Genomic DNA, 16,318 nt, shown 5'->3' with positions numbered 1-16,318 from the left:
GTTGCAGCTGTCACCACGACTCTCTATTTCGCCGTGACAGCTCGATAAACGAGGTAACCTGTAATGAACAATTATTACTCCCAAGAAAATCACGGTCCTTTTGAACTTATTAATATCGGGCCAATTCAGCTTGAAGAAGGGTCATGTATTCCTGACTGCCGACTGGCAGTAGCAGTGCATGGCACCCTGAACGCCGACAAGAGTAACGCCATACTTGTTCCGACCTGGTACTCCGGCACGAGCAAGGCGATGGAGCAGATATACATTGGCGAGGGGCGAGCGCTGGACCCTTCGAAATACTGCATCATTGTTGTCAACCAGATCGGTAACGGCCTTTCCAGTTCTCCGAGTAACACGGGCGGATCGCTGGCAGGCCCTGGCTTCCCGAATGTCAGGATTGGCGATGACGTCAGTGCCCAGCACACATTACTGACCGAGTACTTTGGGATCGAGAGCCTGGCATTAGTGGTTGGGGGGTCGATGGGGGCGCAGCAAACCTACGAGTGGGCCGTGCGCTATCCAGACTTTGTCAAACGCGCCGCAGCGATAGCGGGTACAGCGCGCAATAGCGAGCATGACTTCCTGTTTACCGAATTACTCATTGAAACGATAACGACCGATCCGGCCTTCCGGGCGGGCTTATACAGCTTATCTTCAGAAGTACAGGCCGGACTCAAGCGGCATGCGAAACTGTGGGCATTGATGGGCTGGAGTACCGAATTCTTCCGCGCCGAGCGGCATAAGGCGCTGGGTTTCGAGTCGATGAAGATATTCGTCGACAGTTTCATGGCGAGCTACTTTGCGGCAATGGACCCTAACAACCTCCTGACCATGGCCTGGAAATGGCAGCGGGGAGATGTCAGTCGAAACACGGGCGGTGATCTTGCGACAGCCCTGGGTCAAATCAAAGCGAAAGTCTATGTAATGCCAATCTCGCACGACCAGTTCTTTACCGTGGAGGATTGTCTGTCGGAGCACAAAATGATCCCGAACAGCGAGTTCAGACCCTTGAGCTCAATCGATGGTCACCTCGGACTGTTTGGCACCGATACTGAAATGCTCAATCAACTGGACGCCCATCTGGCAGAGCTGCTGTCATCCCCAACACATTGAAACACGCCCTCAAGAACAATAAAAAATGGCACAGGGTTCCTGTGCCAAACCCAGAACAATTTTATAAAAAACAGGGTTGAAGATGAAAACAACAACAGCACATTTTTTGCGCGTGCCAAATACGCTCGAGCCGAGTTCTGACGCTAACGTTGACAGCCTCAGAAAAAACAACATAAACGTCCGAATTCGCCATGCGTTTCGGTTGATGATTTTAGTTTTCTGCCTTCAACTTTCTATTGTGTGTCACGCATTGGATGTCGATCCTGGCGACTATACGCCAATGCCAGATGGCACAAAGCTTGGACTTGTCTATTTACAGCACGCAGAGCGCGACGATTATTACGTGCGTGGCAATCGTTTAAGCGACAAATATAACCTTCAGTCGGACGTCGCCATCCTGAGAGGGGTCAGCTATCAGGAGTTTGCAGGGCTCCTGACGAATATCCAACTCCTATTGCCTTTTGGCCACCTGGCGGCAGATGGCGATATAAAAGCCATGGGCAGTGAAACCGGAATGGGCGATCCCATTCTGGCCAATGCGATCTGGATCCATCAGGACCCTTCGGCAAACCGCGCATTGGGCATAACTCAATATCTGTTTTTGCCTTTGGGTGACTACAGCAAGAATAAAGAGCTGAATATTGGGGAAAACAGGTGGAAGTATGTGTTGCAGGGTGGGTACATGCACGGCATCGGCAGCAACGTCATTCTGGATTTCGTCGCTGACGTTACTTTTTTCGGTGACAACGATAGTTACTCCCCCGACGATCTGACAATGAAGCAGCGTCGGCAGTACCAGATGCAAGGATTTGCCAGGTACAAACTCAGTGAGCGCGCGACCATTCATGTCGGTTATTCCCGGCTATGGGGAGGGGAGAGAGAAGTTGATGGAACTGATTTGAAAGATGAAAGCGGTCAAGAAAAATTAATGTTGGGTGGGTCTTATTTCGTTACTCCCAAAGCACAGTTACTTGCAACATTGGGGCGTGATATTTCAGTCGATAATGGCTTCAAGGAAGAGTCTCGCCTTAATCTTCGATTGCTTTACGTATTCTAAACAACACCGTTCTTGATCATGGATAGTCTGGAAGGGACTCCACAACACGCTCCGCTCTAACGTTATTATCCAGAGAGATTCGCCGTGCATATTGGTATAACTCGCGAAACACACGCTGGAGAGACCCGTGTGGCTGCTACGCCGGAAACGGTGAAAAAACTCGTTGGCCAAGGCCATAGAATCACCGTCCAAAGCGGCGCCGGCATTAACGCCAGTGTTGTCGACAGTGCTTATGAAGCGGCAGGCGCGATCATTGGCAGCGCCAACGATGCGTTTGGTGCGGAGCTGATTCTTAAGGTGGTCGCGCCCAGCGACAGCGAGCTGGCGCTGATCAAGCGCGGCACCGTTGTGGTGGGCATGCTCAACCCGTTCAGCAATGAAACCATCGCCAAAATGGCCGAGTGCGGCATGACCGCGTTCGCGCTCGAGGCCGCACCGCGTACCTCCCGCGCCCAAAGCCTGGATGTGCTGTCCTCGCAAGCCAACATTGCCGGCTATAAAGCCGTGCTGCTGGCCGCTCATTACTACCCGCGCTTCATGCCGATGCTGATGACCGCTGCAGGTACCGTGAAAGCGGCGCGCGTGCTGATTCTCGGCGCCGGCGTGGCCGGGCTTCAGGCAATCGCCACGGCGAAACGTCTGGGTGCCGTGATCGAAGCGTCTGACGTGCGCCCCGCGGTAAAAGAGCAGATCGAATCCCTCGGCGCCAAGTTCGTCGACGTGCCCTACGAGACCGACGAAGAGCGTGAATGCGCCGTCGGTGTCGGCGGTTACGCGCGGCCCATGCCGGCCAGCTGGATGCAGCGCCAGGCGGTGGCCGTGCACGAGCGCGCCAAGCAGGCAGATATCGTCATCACCACCGCGCTGATTCCGGGCCGCAAGGCGCCGACGCTGTTGAGCGCCGAAACCGTGGCCCAGATGAAACCGGGCTCGGTGGTCATCGACCTTGCCGCCGCCCAGGGCGGCAACTGCCCGCTGACCGTGGCCGATCAGGTGGTCGTCGAAAATGGCGTGACCATTGTCGGTCCGACCAACCTCGCCGGTGCGGTCGCGGCAGATGCTTCAGCGCTGTATGCCCGCAACTTGCTGGACTTCCTGAAACTGGTCTTCACCAAGGAAGGCCAGTTCGAGATCAACCTCGAAGACGACATCGTCGCCGCGTGCCTGATGTGCCGCGACGGCCAAGTCATCCGCAAAAACGCCTAAGCAGGGATTCAGACGATGGAAGAGCTTATCTCCCCCGGTATCTACAACCTGATCATCTTCGTGCTGGCGATTTATGTCGGTTATCACGTGGTCTGGAACGTTACACCTGCGCTGCACACGCCTTTGATGGCCGTGACCAACGCCATTTCGGCGATCGTGATCGTCGGCGCCATGCTGGCTTCGGCTTTGACCGTGACGCCACTGGGCAAGACCATGGGCACCCTCGCGGTCGCGCTGGCGGCAGTCAACGTGTTCGGTGGCTTCCTGGTCACCCGCCGCATGCTTGAGATGTTCAAGAAAAAAGCCCCGAAAGCCGTAAAAGAAGAGGCGCCGAAGTAATGAGCATGAACCTCGTAACGACGCTCTACCTGATCGCGTCGATCTGCTTCATCCAGGCCCTCAAAGGCCTGTCGCACCCCACCACGTCGCGTCGCGGCAACCTGTTCGGCATGCTCGGCATGGCGTTGGCGATCCTCACCACCGTGGGCCTCATCTATAAGCTGGGCGCCCTCTCTTTTGGACAAGGCGGGGCGACAGCGGGCATTGGTTACGTGATTGTCGGCCTGCTGATCGGCGGCACGGCCGGTTCGATCATGGCCAAGCGCGTTGAAATGACCAAGATGCCGGAACTGGTCGCGTTCATGCATAGCATGATCGGTCTGGCCGCGGTGTTCATCGCCATTGCTGCCGTCGTCGAGCCGCAGTCCCTGGGCATCGTCAAGCACCTGGGTGATTCGATTCCGACGGGTAACCGTCTGGAACTGTTCCTCGGCGCCGCCATCGGTGCCATCACGTTCTCCGGTTCGGTGATCGCGTTCGGCAAGCTGTCCGGCAAGTACAAGTTCCGCCTGTTCCAGGGCGCACCGGTACAGTTCGCCGGCCAGCACAAACTGAACCTGCTGTTGGGCCTGGCCACATTGGCGCTGGGCGTGACCTTCATGCTGACCGGCAACCTCAGCGCCTTCGCCCTGATGCTGGCCCTGGCGTTCGTCATGGGCGTGCTGATCATCATCCCGATCGGCGGCGCCGACATGCCGGTGGTGGTGTCGATGCTCAACAGCTACTCCGGCTGGGCGGCGGCGGGTATCGGCTTCTCGCTGAACAACTCGATGCTGATCATTGCCGGCTCCCTGGTGGGCTCGTCCGGTGCGATCCTCTCGTACATCATGTGCAAGGCGATGAATCGCTCCTTCTTTAATGTGTTACTCGGCGGTTTCGGCAACACAGCCGACGCAGGCCCGGCAGGATCCAAGGAAGCCCGTCCGGTGAAATCCGGCTCGGCTGACGACGCGACCTTCCTGCTGACCAACGCCGACACCGTGATCATCGTTCCGGGCTACGGCCTGGCGGTGGCCCGCGCCCAGCACGCGCTGAAGGAACTGACCGAGAAGCTGACCCACCGTGGCGTGACCGTGAAGTACGCGATCCACCCGGTGGCAGGGCGGATGCCTGGCCACATGAACGTATTGCTGGCCGAGGCCGAGGTGCCTTACGACCAGGTGTTCGAGATGGAAGACATCAACTCCGAGTTCGGTCAGGCCGACGTGGTCCTGGTGTTGGGCGCCAACGACGTGGTCAACCCGGCCGCGAAGAACGATCCGAAATCGCCGATTGCCGGCATGCCGATTCTCGAAGCGTTCAAGGCCAAGACCATCATCGTCAACAAACGCTCGATGGCCAGCGGCTATGCCGGTCTGGACAACGAACTGTTCTACCTGGACAAGACCATGATGGTGTTCGGCGACGCCAAGAAGGTCATCGAGGACATGGTGAAGGCCTGATATAAGTCGCTCCGCTGCGAGAACTATGTCTCGCAGCCCCTTTACGGCCACCCCCAGGCGGCCGTTTTTTTTACCTGGACAGGAAAAAGTCGAAACCATCAGCTCATGGGAATTAGTTGGTATTTTATTATGTCTTTTTCATATTGGTGTCCGGATTTTTTATAATAACTTTAAGTCGCATGGCGATTGATATCTCTTTCGACACCGAGAATCCCATGCTAGTATCCCGACATGCTGCATATACTAATAAAAACAATACTAGCCGACCACCTCTTGAGTGCTTTAAATTCTGCGTAGGAGCGCAATAAGAGCAAGGGGGACGGCCCTCAAATGAGACTTTAAGTATGCCGACTGTCATTACTCCAAAGGAACTTCTCAAGTGGGTGCCAGGCGTAGTTCTCAGCTCAAGCGAAGAACTCGGCTGGAAAGATATAGAGCAGCGGTCATATCGATACAAAGGTCAGGACGTCCTTATCCCACCCCTGGATCATTTCATGATCGTTTATTATTTCCTGGGCCATACACCGATGGATAGATGCGTGGATGAAGGGTGGACGCGTACCGCTTGCGCTCCGGGCGATATTTCCCTGCTTACAATGTCACAGGACTCCCATTGGAACTGGACTGAAGACATTGATGTTTCTCACCTCTATCTTTCCAATGCGCTGATGTCACGTGTTGCCATGGATGTGATGGAGCGGCCGATTGAAGAGGTCCGCCTACATGATCTGCTCCGCACGCAAGACTCGATTCTGGCATTTATTGTCAGCGCAATTACAAGCGAAGTGAGAAGTCGTGGAATAGGTGGATCATTGTATGTTGAGGCCTTGAGCATGCAGTTAGCCATTCATCTTCTCCGAAATTACGCCAGCGTCACCTTTAAAGAATCCTGTACGCCTGGTCGCCTATCTCAACAGCAGAAGAAACATTTGCTCGACTTTATCGATGGCCACTTGGAACAATCCATACGCCTGAATGAAATGGCCGACGCAGTAGGCTTGGGAGTCTGGACGTTCTCGAAAAAATTCAGCGAATCATTTCATTGTTCGCCACATACATTTGTCACCGAGCAGCGCGTCGAGCGAGCGAAGCGGCTGCTGTACAATGGAACACTTTCGATTAAAGAAATTGCATATCATTGCGGATTTTCGGATCAGGCGCATTTAACTCGCATCCTGCGTACCAAACTTGGTGTGACACCTACACAACTAAGGCGAATTAAAAACCAAGAATAGCGTTCCTGCAAATATCGAAATGAATTTTTCTGCTTCGCTGAACAAGGGCAAGTGAAGTAAAGCATTTTCCGTCAACTGCTATCGGAAAAAACATGGACCTCTTAGACATTCTATCATCCGCTGTCATATCGGTATTGGTTGCGGCGCTGATAACACTCAGAACCACTGACAGGAAGATCCGGATCGAAAACATCACGCAGGAACGTGCCAAATGGGAAGAGAAGATTCGCGGTAAATCCCAGTTAACCCTCACACGACGTCCGGGCGAAACCTCTATCCCGAAACAACATTTGCCTTGCGAGCCTGTAACCATCAGTGAGGCGATGTCTGATCCAACCGATAAAACATAAAACGGGCCATCTGGTGCATGATTTGATGGAGCAGAGTAGGGGAGCGCTACCATGTCGTCTTGAACGTCTTTACGACGAAATCTTGGTGGATCAGGCATCGGATCTCAGTGGATGTGACAGGGAGATCCTTAGGGGCGGTGCTATCGTATTCTGTCGTCCAATAACCGCCTCTTTATTATAACTAAACTAAATGACTATTTAATTTAGTTATTCTCTAGGGTTATTACGATACAAGGCGAGGAGGGTTACAGTGCGTGTCAGTCAGAACCGAAACATGACGAGAGCATAATGACTATTTCAATAGCCATTGATAGCTGTGCGTGGAATTTCTTTTTCGACAATGAGTATGACCTTTGCGTCGAATTACCTCCCGAGAGGTTTTCTTTGTTCATTACCAGGGAGGTTGAATTAGAGCTGGATCAGATTCCCGACGAGTCTCAGGGTGTTGATAAGCGTCCGTTGAAGGATTACATCCGTACAAGCATTCAGCTTCGTAACGTTGAAACCAGCTGCCTCTTTGGATTTTCTGAGGCAAACGTTCCTGGGGAGCCGGCTCGTTATGGTGGCTTTGGCCAAGGCACTTTCGAATCCGACATCGAGCGAGATTGGCGTCAGCGCGAGGAAACTCAGCGTTTTCTCCGTGGCAGCACCAAGCGGGCATCCACGGTTCTGGGCCCAAATGAAGCTGATGTTTCTCTGGCTGTGGCCTCACTGAGCTCGGTTCTGATCACGGTTGATCAGAAGAAAGGTGCAAAGCTAGGAAAGAAAGGTCCAATCCATGATGCAGCTATCAATGGTGGCCGGGTCGTATACACCGGGGATGTGGCCCTCCTTTAAAAGTGGTCAAACGCTCAAGCCCTTACAGGCCGTGGCTTCCAGCGATTCTGACTTTTAGAAATGGTTGAAAGCCCGGGTGTATTAGCAGATTTGATCATTTCTAAAGGAGAGCAGTCTTAGCCCGTAAACACAGGGCGCGGCTGAGGTAACCCTTGCATCCTTGTTTTGATGATCTACCCAACATACTGATTTGTAATGATTTTTTTTAAAAGTTGAAACCCGCAAGGCCTAGAGGAATCGGCCAGTTCTAAAAGCCAGAAAGATCACTTCCTGATCCCCCTATCAGGTCGTTGCTCAAGGGGGCGTTTGCTTACATGGAGGATCGGGCTGAAGGGCTCGAAATCAGCCAGGGACTATTCTCAGCCACAGCCCCCAAGGCTCTGGATACCCACCCCGTGAACGCTGCTCAGCGCGCGGAGAACCCCCGCAATCCTTCAGTGAACCTCACAGGCTATTGACGTTCAACCCTGGCTGGCTATAAGCGCTGGAAGGGGCCAAGCCGTCCTCCTTGCTATGCCATTGGATGTCGAGTACGGCTCACGAAGCTGAGATTACAGGTGCTCTGATAGGCTCATCTTGGTCACTGTCAATATATAAGAAAAAGCAGCGTTCGTTCCCAGGCATTAGCCTTTCGTGGGGGTTGGTGTGGGGCCTGAGACCGCAGATTCTGGTGTTGTGTCATTTTTTTGGCAGTCATTTCTAATCGCCAAATCAAGGAAACCCGATCATGGCAGTAATTGCCGTGGGGCTGGCGCAAAAATCACTTCCGCCAACTTGAGCGGGGTTCATATGCCCGGATCAGAACTTGAATACCATTGAGCTTAATTGTATTTAATCGATAATTGATTTTCCATGCAGTGATCGAAAAATAATATCAAAAAAATATTCAACGCCTCGTGTATTCGGTGCTTCGAGGCTTTGGCTTGCTTATTGCTATGGGTTAAATGATCAATTAGTGTGATATTCGTTAAGTCTTGTCGTAAACTAATTCAATATTGGTTTAAATATAGCGCCAATTATATGGCCGTTGACAAACTTAGTGGTTGTGGAGTTATGCTTCCGCAATTAGCTTTTCAATCACTAGGTGCTGAGTCCTTATGCTGCAACCCATAATCGAAGGAAGTTTAGTCAGCTTTGAGGATAAGACGTATCGAGTAATAACTTGTGGAGCTGACGGCACTGTCACCCTGAAAAGTCAAGAAAGTGAGCACTCCTTTGATGTACTCTTCACTCAGGTGACTCTGGTTGAAGTAGATGAAGAAAAGTATCAGCTATACAACGATCGCCGTTTGATTTGGATGGAACAAACGGATGTTAATCCCAAAGAGTTGGCTATTGCTTCGGAGCGAGCCAAAAATATTAATGACTACTTAGAAGGTAAGTTCTCCAGGGCGGATCTTCTTAAAAAGCTTGATTCCTCGGAAACAACGACTCGACGCCTATTGAAAAGATATGATCCGGAGCTTGGAGCAGTTTCTCTTGTTAGGAGTATCAGAGGGCGCAAGAAGAACTCCCGATTGCTTTCTGATATTCAAGAGAAGATCATGGAGAAAGCAATTTCAAAACGCTTTAAGGATAAGACAAAAAAGTTAGAGGCGCTTTCTTCTCTTTGGGAATATGTCGACTCTCTTAGTCATGGTATGGGTGTTAAAACTCCGAGTATGAATGCCCTGAAGCGAAGGCTTGAGTCATTCGGGCAGAAAGCCATTTACTCCCTTCAGCACGGCAGGGAGGCGATGCTTCAAAAGTTTGATCTGAAGCCTGGGATGATCGATGTAGATACCATACTTACCATGGTGCAAATTGACCATACGCGGGTAGATGTCATTATCTGCGATGAACATGGTCGACCCCTTATGCGACCTTGGCTGACGGTAGTTATCGATCTAAAAAGTCGCGTCATTCTTGGTTACTATCTTGCGCTGCATCCGCCTAGTTCAGTCAGCGTTGCCATGGCGATGCTTTCAGCTTGTTTTCCAAAGCAAGACTTTCCGATCGCTCTTGGTGGCGGTCAGAATACTCGCCATAGGTTCTGGGGCGTAGCTGGTACAGCGGGTATGGATAATGCCGCCGAATTCACTAGCCCGGAGCTTGAAGCCACACTGCAGTATTACAAAATCATCCCCATGCTACGGCCTATTGGTAAAAAGCATTATGGAGGGCACGTTGAGCGGGTCATCGGCACGCTCATGGGGAAGGTGCATCTTCTGCCAGGTACTACCTTTTCAAATGTGCTGAAAAAAGCGGACTACGACTCCGCCAAACATTCAGCCATGACTTTTTCAGCATTTTGTGAGTGGTTCGCGAATGAAGTAGCCATTTATCATGGGCGTGCTCATGAGGGGCTGAACAGGCTTGCGCCGTTCGAGGTTTGGGATGCAGAGATGGCCAAGAAGGGCCCAGATTATGTTCAGCCTATGCCGGGAAACTTCAAAACCTTTGCTCTTGACTTTTTCCCAAGCGTGATTCGAACAATTCAACCAAAGGGAGTCGAGTTTAGTCGTTCGTTCTACTCTTCAGCAATACTGAGAAGGTTTGTTGGTCAGCGGCTGTCGTTTAAATACAACCCATTGAACCTATCAAAGATATGGTTGCGCCAAGATGGGCGGTATCATGAAATTCCCTATTCCGATCTTACGAAAACACCTATCTCCTACAGCGAGTATTGGGCGTTTGCGCGACCGCGCGAGCGTCGCCCCGGCACACTTGTGGACGAAGAGTTGCACCAGATTCGTTTGGAGAATTATGAGCTAGTGGAAAGTTCCAAGGCTGCGACGAAGCGGCTCCGGCAGAATGTCGCCAAAAAAGTTACGGCCGCTGAAACCATGTCTTTCCTCTCCTACGGCGGGGATGGGAATTTGCTTCAGGGGACTACCAAAGAACCTAGTGCTGATCAAACACGCAAAAAATTGACGTGGGGAGAGTGATGATGGATGGTGAACATTTGCATGAGAGTCGGCGTTATGCATTGGCCTTGTCAGATGAGGAGCGCTGCCAGATTATCCGGCAAGACATCAAGATCGATACGGAGCATCTCCTCACCGTTTCTAACATTGTTCATAACATGCTTAGCATCAGACGTGGTAGTACGGAGGCTCCGTGTCTGCTAGTGTCCGCCGGTTCTAATCACGGGAAAACAACCATCTGCAATGCGGTTAGGGGTATGGATGAATCCTGGCGCCATAAAATCAGGTATGTGACCTTCGTCAAAGACACTGAGAAGACAAAACCTATGGTGAAGCTCTTGACGGCTTTGGGCATGGAGCCTGGGAAAGCGGGGATTCCCATTAGCATGGTAGCCGAATACTGTATTGCCAACGATATTCGCGGTTTGTTTATGGATGAGTTCCATGATTCTATTAAGGGGCTTTCCAAGGGAGAGCAGGATACTTTTCTCTCCTTGCTGCGAGGTTTGTGCGGAGCACCTGCTTACCTGAGCTTTTTCGCTTTTGGTATTGATGAGGCTTACAACGCTCTCGCGATCGATGCCCAGTATGTACGCCGGTTCGAACTTTACGAACTTACACCTTGGGCTAGGGCGGATGCGGAGTATCTTAACTTTTTGGATACTTGGGAAGAAATCGCACCTCTTGCCAAGAGGTCGCATCTTTCCTCCAAGTCGATTGCGGACTATATCTATAATCAAACGTCCGGTGTAATTGGCAATATATGCTCGCTACTTCGAGCCGCTGGATGTTTGGCGGTCACATGGGGAGACGAAAAAATTACTCTTGAGAGCCTGCAGGCCGCTACTCAGTCAAAATGGAATACCCGTGTACGGCGGTCAGGTGTTGTCGAGTGAAGTATTTATTGTGTCCAAAACAGTATCAAGCTGAACGGAGCGTGGTGGATAGTTTTTCTGATAAAGCATTTACGATTCTGGGCGGGGATGCTCAAACGGGAAAAACCACAGTTGCCAAGAGACTACTTAAAAATGCCGATCGGGCACACGTGTATTCTACTTATGTGCCTGGGAGTTTTACTAAAGCATATGGCAACGTCGACCTGGCATTCGCGTCAGCCTTGGGGCTACCTGTGACCAGTGATTTCATGTCCTTTCGAAATGTCGTGCGCCCGCTTGAGGATATGATTGGTGGTCGAGAGTTTCGGCTGATTTTTGACGATGCAAGCGTTCACTTTGGAGGCGGTGCGGAGCAGCGAAATGCTGCTATTGATTTAGTGCGAGCCCTGATCCGACAATTTCCAAACTTAAAAATACTGCTTGTGTCCAAGCCCAATATTTTAGATGGCGCACTGAAAGAGGTCGTTTCTAAGAAGGCACGCTACGTCGACATCGGTGTGTGGCAGTATGACCAGCAGTACCGAACCTTCATCACCCAAGTTGGAAAGGCATGTGGCTTCAAGAATTCTCAATTGACCAATGATGATTTCATGAAAGGTCTTCTGGATAGATCTCATGGTGCCAGTGGAGCCATCATTAAATATCTCCAGACACTAGCGCGAAATTCCAGCTACAGGGATTGTCCTTCTTTGCCTGTTGAGTGTCTGCGTAACTTGTGGAAATTCTAATTTGTTTGACGAGTTCTCATCAGGGGCAGCGCCTCGTTTCGTTCTGGGAGAAACACTACTTTCCTGGGTGATGCGGGGGCTTGCCCGCAACAAGCTCCAAAACCCTCATCTATTTCGGGAGGCAATTAACCGAGGCCTTTCTGTCCCCAAGCGCGTGGTTCCCGGTGTCGTGGAATCGTGGCCTTTTCCCGCATTCGAGGACATTGAATTTGATTGTGATTCTGAGCTTTTCAAAGTGATGTGTGCCACCTATGGTACCGATGGGATTCTGCTACAGAAGCAATTTGCCGCCCGCCAGTCTAGGTTGCTTCACATCCATTTCAGGCACACATACTGCTCTTCCTGTCTATTCGAAAGTATGGTTAGAACTGGATTTCCCATCTGGCGTCAATCTTGGTGCTACACGACCAGCGCATATTGCGTTGATCACCGACGCGCGCTGATGAGGCCTCGAGAGACGTTTACCCCTGGTAGACGGATCTGGAATGCCTACCTCCATTCAACGGGTGAGCGGTCAGTGAAGGACTCCTTGTTTGACCGGCGGATTGCGGGAATCACAATACGCGTGCAGCAATGGTTTGAATCTCTGGTACCAGGGCAGGCACTCACAGAAGGAGTGGAAACTCTGTATGGACTGCTGCTTGCGAAGCGGACGGCATTTGCATCCGGTGGGATAGCCTCAGCAGGGTTTTCTCGCACTCAACAGTTTCTGTGCAGAGTCAACTTGGATCTGCATGAGCGCATTGAGTTCGGATTGAATGACAGTGATCCGTACCAGCGCATGGGGGCTTTGCTTTTGATCGGATGGTTGAGCGGTATGGTGTCACCGGCTGAAATAGACTACTTGGGACGCCATGACCATTGCGTCCGCAGAACGCTGCCACCCTCACCACAGCAATTGGCACACATGGTAACTCTGGTTCTAACCGCAGAGGAAGTGCTGTACCTTCGAGAGAGACTGGCCAAGCTGGAGGCGGTATCATCCACCATGATGTCGAGTTTTTTGGAGGGGTTCGATGGAGCTATATTGCGCTCCCTTCGTTCAAATCGGCCAAAGCGTTAAATCTCATGCAACACTCTCATTTAACACACCGGTGTTCGATCCAAGCCGGCGCGTCAGATCTCCGCGCTCCCACCGCTAGCCCTGCAAAGGATGCGCTCGCGTCCATGTAGCGCAGCGCCGACTTCATATCCTTCCACCCGACGTAGGTCATTAGCGCTTTGATGTCCCAGCCATTCGCTGAAGCCCAAGTGGCAAAGCCGCGACGCATGGAGTGGCTGCTGTAAAGGTCAGCCGAGACACCCGCCTGCTTGAAGATACGGCGAAGTAGAGGTATCAGGCTGCCGGAGTTGATGCCGTCCTCAGCAAGATTGCCCCAGCGATCCACTTTCCTAAACACCGGCCCGCGCGTAATGCCGGCTACGGTGATCCAATTGATGTAAGCCTGCACAGGGCAAAGCTTCTTCAGGGCAGGGGTGTGGAATGAAGCACCCAGATGCTGCCGATCGCCCTTCGTGTGCGGCAGATAGAAGGTGATGCCTACCCCTGATTCTGCTTGGGTGTGTTCTACCTGCAGACGCGCCAGTTCATCCCCGCGGAATCCCCGCCAGAATCCAATCAGCACCAGGGCGATGTCGCGCCGATGCTTCATCACGTTTCTATAGTCACCACGCTCAGCCGCAAGACCCGCTTCGCGCTCCAGCCAGCTCACCGCTTGTTCCAAGTGAAGTAGAAGGAGAGGGGTCGCCTGTTTCTCTTGGGCTGGATGCAATGTCCGAATGCCCTTGATCATCTGCTTAACCGTCGGTGTCTTCGTGGGATCAGGGAAGCCTTGCGTGATGTGCCACTGAGCCAGTGCAGCCAGGCGCTGCTTCAGCGTGTTGATGCTGTGCTTGTCCGCGTACTCGGCAAGGTAGCGCACGATGCCATCGCCAGTAGCCGGCAGAAACCCACCCCAGGTTACTTCGAAGTGTTCTATCGCCGCGCGGTAGCTGCGCCGGGTGTTTTCCCGGGTACCAGCCTTCAGGTAACGATCCGCCTTGTTCATCTCGACCCTTGCTACGCAAAACGTACTTTTTCCAGCGACGGAAAAGGCAAAAAATGGCTCTATGATTTGATAACGCTCCATTATTTTATCAGAGATAGCGTTATTTTTTGATCTATTTTTTCTCTGTTGGTATTATGTATTTACGTGATACATCACACAGTATGAAATCGTAGGAGAGAACATGGCTCGCGGCGGAATCAACAAGGCAATTGTCCTGGAGGCAAGGCATGCATTGCTCGCCCGCGGCCAGAATCCAAGCATTGATGCCATGCGCATTGAATTGGGAAATACCGGCTCTAGAACCACTATTCACCGATATTTGAAGGAGATAGAAGAAGCTGAAGCTTCCATGCGCGCTCCTCGAGAGCCTAGTGAGCGCTTCAGTGCAGAGTTGACCAATCTGGTGTCACGACTGCTAGAGCGGATGACCCAAGAGTCTGGGGCAGCCATAACCGATGCCCAGGCGATGTTCGATCAGCAAAAGGCCGAACTGGAGAAACAGATTGAAGTTTCACAGTCGGAGCTCGCGTCGTTACAGCGTCAGTTCGACAGCCAACGCAGCGCGCTGGAGATGCACGAAGCCGAGTTACAGACCAGCCAGACAAGCCTGCAAGCCGAGCTCACTCGTAACGCGCGTTTGAGTCAGAGCTGCAGTGACTTGGAGCTTCGTGTCCAGGAAAAGGATGAGCAGATCCGCTCCTTGGAAGAAAAGCACCTCCACTCCCGAGACGCATTGGAGCATTACCGTCATGCGGTCAAGGAACAGCGAGACCAGGAACAGCAACGACACGAAGGGCAGGTGCAGCAAGTTCAGGTTGAGCTGCGCCAACTCCAGCAGACGTTGATGGTCAAGCAGGACGAACTGACTCGACTCAACAGAGATAACGAGCGCTTGCTGAGTGAGGCTCGGCAGCAGGCCAAAGCGGTGGCGACACATGAAGATGCGGCGGCTCGTTTGACCGGTGAGATTGCCGCCATGAAGACAGCAGTCGCCAAGGCTGACGGGGCGAAAGAAGCGCTTCAAGAACAACTTGGTTTGTCGCGCGCGGAATCCAAGCGGCTAGAGGAGGGCCTGTCACGGGCAAGTGCGCAATTGGCCGAGGCCCAAAGACTGTCGGAGCAATATTTTGCGGAGCTCACTCAGTTACCGCAAACCACGGATCACCCTGACGCTGAAAACCAAAGCAAAAACCAAATCGAAAAACGAAAGCTCCAAAAAATAAAACCAAGGGAGAGTTAGATTGATCAAATTTGACGCGGTGTGTGGTGGTGCTGTTGCGGGCACTCTTGACCTGAAATATGCGCCCGGACGCCTAAATCAGATGGTTTCTTCGGACGATTGTTCGGGGCCACTGAAGCGTATTGGGTGAGTCACGTTTCGTGTGACGACAGTGACACCTAGAGTGAGCAGGAGGGAGAACCTTCAGGCGTAGAAAGCAATAAGACGCCGAGAACACCTTTCCGTTTGTGACGCGCCAGACAAGAGTACGAACGTTGTTATCCAACGACGCCTAACACATCTCAGTGGGGTCGCTGTGCCGGTAGACAAGGAACAACGCCCATTCCAGATCGAAGCAGCCTCTCACTGTGGATAGCGAGAACAAGCCAAACAGGCGTTATGCTTTTGATCGTGCCCGGACAGGGAATACAGGTCGCGATCAATCATTCTTCAGCGCGCTTCCAGATCCTGCCAACCGTTGATGTCGGCATGCCCAGAATCTCCGAAGCCTGTTTTTGAGTCAGCCCGTGTGCTCGGCAGCGGAGCACGGCGTCGACCTTCTCAGGCGGAGTGCGCTGTCCCGGTAGTCGTGGTTTCAGGGCGCCGTCTACGAACTGCGTCGGCAATCCTTCCAAAACTCCCAGATCCTTGAGTTTCTTGATCTCTTTGTTGAGGTACTTGAGGAAGTCCTCGGGTGCCTGCTGCTTTTCAAAACTGCCAGCAACGACGAGAAGAGCCAGAGGCTCTACATCTAGGCGCTCAGCGAGAATTTCCAGGGTATCGAGGGTCACGCTCGCCTTGGCATGCTCCAAGTTATAGACGTGCTTGGCATCCACTTGGCCATGGAAATCCTCTTTCGCCAGGCCACGGGCCGACCGAACGAGGCGGATGACTGCTGCCAACGGATCTCTCAACGGCATTACAAATCCCCAAAGCTGAGGA

Annotated in this window: 14 protein-coding genes; 12 read left to right on the top strand and 2 right to left on the bottom strand. The window is 52.2% G+C overall.

Translation table 11 applies throughout. The features are described from left to right. The first annotated feature begins 63 nt into the window (after nt 1-63). From ACX3YD_RS31395 to ACX3YD_RS31345, 11 genes are all read left to right on the top strand, one after another. Complete coding sequence (locus ACX3YD_RS31395) at nt 64-1,113, top strand: alpha/beta fold hydrolase (RefSeq protein ID WP_458961992.1); 1,050 nt, start codon at nt 64-66, stop codon at nt 1,111-1,113. Nucleotides 1,114-1,195: 82 nt separating this feature from the next. Beyond that, the gene (locus ACX3YD_RS31390; protein ID WP_458961991.1) at nt 1,196-2,170 is read left to right on the top strand and encodes a transporter; all 975 of its coding nucleotides are present in this window, start codon (nt 1,196-1,198) and stop codon (nt 2,168-2,170) included. 84 nt (nt 2,171-2,254) lie between these two features. Beyond that, nucleotides 2,255-3,376, top strand: coding sequence for a Re/Si-specific NAD(P)(+) transhydrogenase subunit alpha (locus ACX3YD_RS31385; RefSeq protein ID WP_458961990.1), 1,122 nt, complete (start codon nt 2,255-2,257; stop codon nt 3,374-3,376). 15 nt (nt 3,377-3,391) lie between these two features. After that, a complete protein-coding gene (locus ACX3YD_RS31380) occupies nt 3,392-3,715 on the top strand; it encodes an NAD(P) transhydrogenase subunit alpha part 2 (protein WP_458961989.1) in 324 nt (107 codons plus the stop codon). Continuing rightward, the gene (locus ACX3YD_RS31375) at nt 3,715-5,157 is read left to right on the top strand and encodes an NAD(P)(+) transhydrogenase (Re/Si-specific) subunit beta (RefSeq protein ID WP_458961988.1); all 1,443 of its coding nucleotides are present in this window, start codon (nt 3,715-3,717) and stop codon (nt 5,155-5,157) included. The genes ACX3YD_RS31380 and ACX3YD_RS31375 overlap by 1 nt, the downstream gene beginning before the upstream one ends. Nucleotides 5,158-5,501: 344 nt before the next feature. Continuing rightward, nucleotides 5,502-6,392, top strand: a complete 891-nt coding sequence (locus ACX3YD_RS31370; RefSeq protein ID WP_458961987.1) for a helix-turn-helix domain-containing protein — start codon at nt 5,502-5,504, stop codon at nt 6,390-6,392. 92 nt (nt 6,393-6,484) lie between these two features. Next, nucleotides 6,485-6,742, top strand: coding sequence for a hypothetical protein (locus ACX3YD_RS31365; protein WP_458961986.1), 258 nt, complete (start codon nt 6,485-6,487; stop codon nt 6,740-6,742). Between the two features lie 288 nt (nt 6,743-7,030). Then, nucleotides 7,031-7,579, top strand: coding sequence for a hypothetical protein (locus ACX3YD_RS31360; protein ID WP_458961985.1), 549 nt, complete (start codon nt 7,031-7,033; stop codon nt 7,577-7,579). Between the two features lie 1,097 nt (nt 7,580-8,676). Next, entirely contained in the window at nt 8,677-10,506 is a 1,830-nt protein-coding gene (locus tag ACX3YD_RS31355) for a transposase (protein WP_458961984.1), read from the top strand. 2 nt (nt 10,507-10,508) lie between these two features. Beyond that, nucleotides 10,509-11,381, top strand: coding sequence for a TniB family NTP-binding protein (locus ACX3YD_RS31350; RefSeq protein WP_458961983.1), 873 nt, complete (start codon nt 10,509-10,511; stop codon nt 11,379-11,381). Further along, on the top strand, nt 11,378-12,109 hold the full coding sequence (locus tag ACX3YD_RS31345) for a P-loop NTPase family protein (protein WP_458961982.1): 732 nt from the start codon (nt 11,378-11,380) through the stop codon (nt 12,107-12,109). The genes ACX3YD_RS31350 and ACX3YD_RS31345 overlap by 4 nt, the downstream gene beginning before the upstream one ends. A 1,079-nt stretch (nt 12,110-13,188) precedes the next feature. On the opposite strand, the gene ACX3YD_RS31340 is transcribed toward ACX3YD_RS31345, so the two are convergent. Further along, entirely contained in the window at nt 13,189-14,238 is a 1,050-nt protein-coding gene (locus ACX3YD_RS31340) for a site-specific integrase (protein WP_458961981.1), read from the bottom strand. Between the two features lie 100 nt (nt 14,239-14,338). Here ACX3YD_RS31340 and ACX3YD_RS31335 point away from each other — a divergent pair, with 100 nt between their 5' ends. Further along, nucleotides 14,339-15,397, top strand: coding sequence for a DNA-binding protein (locus ACX3YD_RS31335; protein WP_458961980.1), 1,059 nt, complete (start codon nt 14,339-14,341; stop codon nt 15,395-15,397). 422 nt (nt 15,398-15,819) lie between these two features. Here ACX3YD_RS31335 and ACX3YD_RS31330 read toward each other — a convergent pair whose 3' ends face one another. After that, the gene (locus ACX3YD_RS31330; RefSeq protein WP_458961979.1) at nt 15,820-16,296 is read right to left on the bottom strand and encodes a helix-turn-helix domain-containing protein; all 477 of its coding nucleotides are present in this window, start codon (nt 16,294-16,296) and stop codon (nt 15,820-15,822) included. Between the last annotated feature and the right edge of the window lie 22 nt (nt 16,297-16,318).

The sequence above is a fragment of the Pseudomonas fluorescens group sp. PF-1 genome (assembly GCF_054481335.1).
The sequence above is the reverse complement of the archived record's forward strand: the minus strand, read 5'-3'. Positions and strand labels throughout refer to the sequence as shown.

Coding starts and splice junctions, on each gene's coding strand:
- ACX3YD_RS31355 (WP_458961984.1), top strand. CDS start 8,677: ATGCTGCAACCCATAATCGAAGGAAGTTTAGTCAGCTTTGAGGATAAG.
- ACX3YD_RS31380 (WP_458961989.1), top strand. CDS start 3,392: ATGGAAGAGCTTATCTCCCCCGGTATCTACAACCTGATCATCTTCGTG.
- ACX3YD_RS31395 (WP_458961992.1), top strand. CDS start 64: ATGAACAATTATTACTCCCAAGAAAATCACGGTCCTTTTGAACTTATT.
- ACX3YD_RS31370 (WP_458961987.1), top strand. CDS start 5,502: ATGCCGACTGTCATTACTCCAAAGGAACTTCTCAAGTGGGTGCCAGGC.
- ACX3YD_RS31330 (WP_458961979.1), bottom strand. CDS start 16,296: ATGCCGTTGAGAGATCCGTTGGCAGCAGTCATCCGCCTCGTTCGGTCG.
- ACX3YD_RS31365 (WP_458961986.1), top strand. CDS start 6,485: ATGGACCTCTTAGACATTCTATCATCCGCTGTCATATCGGTATTGGTT.
- ACX3YD_RS31360 (WP_458961985.1), top strand. CDS start 7,031: ATGACTATTTCAATAGCCATTGATAGCTGTGCGTGGAATTTCTTTTTC.
- ACX3YD_RS31350 (WP_458961983.1), top strand. CDS start 10,509: ATGGATGGTGAACATTTGCATGAGAGTCGGCGTTATGCATTGGCCTTG.
- ACX3YD_RS31340 (WP_458961981.1), bottom strand. CDS start 14,238: ATGGAGCGTTATCAAATCATAGAGCCATTTTTTGCCTTTTCCGTCGCT.
- ACX3YD_RS31375 (WP_458961988.1), top strand. CDS start 3,715: ATGAGCATGAACCTCGTAACGACGCTCTACCTGATCGCGTCGATCTGC.
- ACX3YD_RS31335 (WP_458961980.1), top strand. CDS start 14,339: ATGGCTCGCGGCGGAATCAACAAGGCAATTGTCCTGGAGGCAAGGCAT.
- ACX3YD_RS31390 (WP_458961991.1), top strand. CDS start 1,196: ATGAAAACAACAACAGCACATTTTTTGCGCGTGCCAAATACGCTCGAG.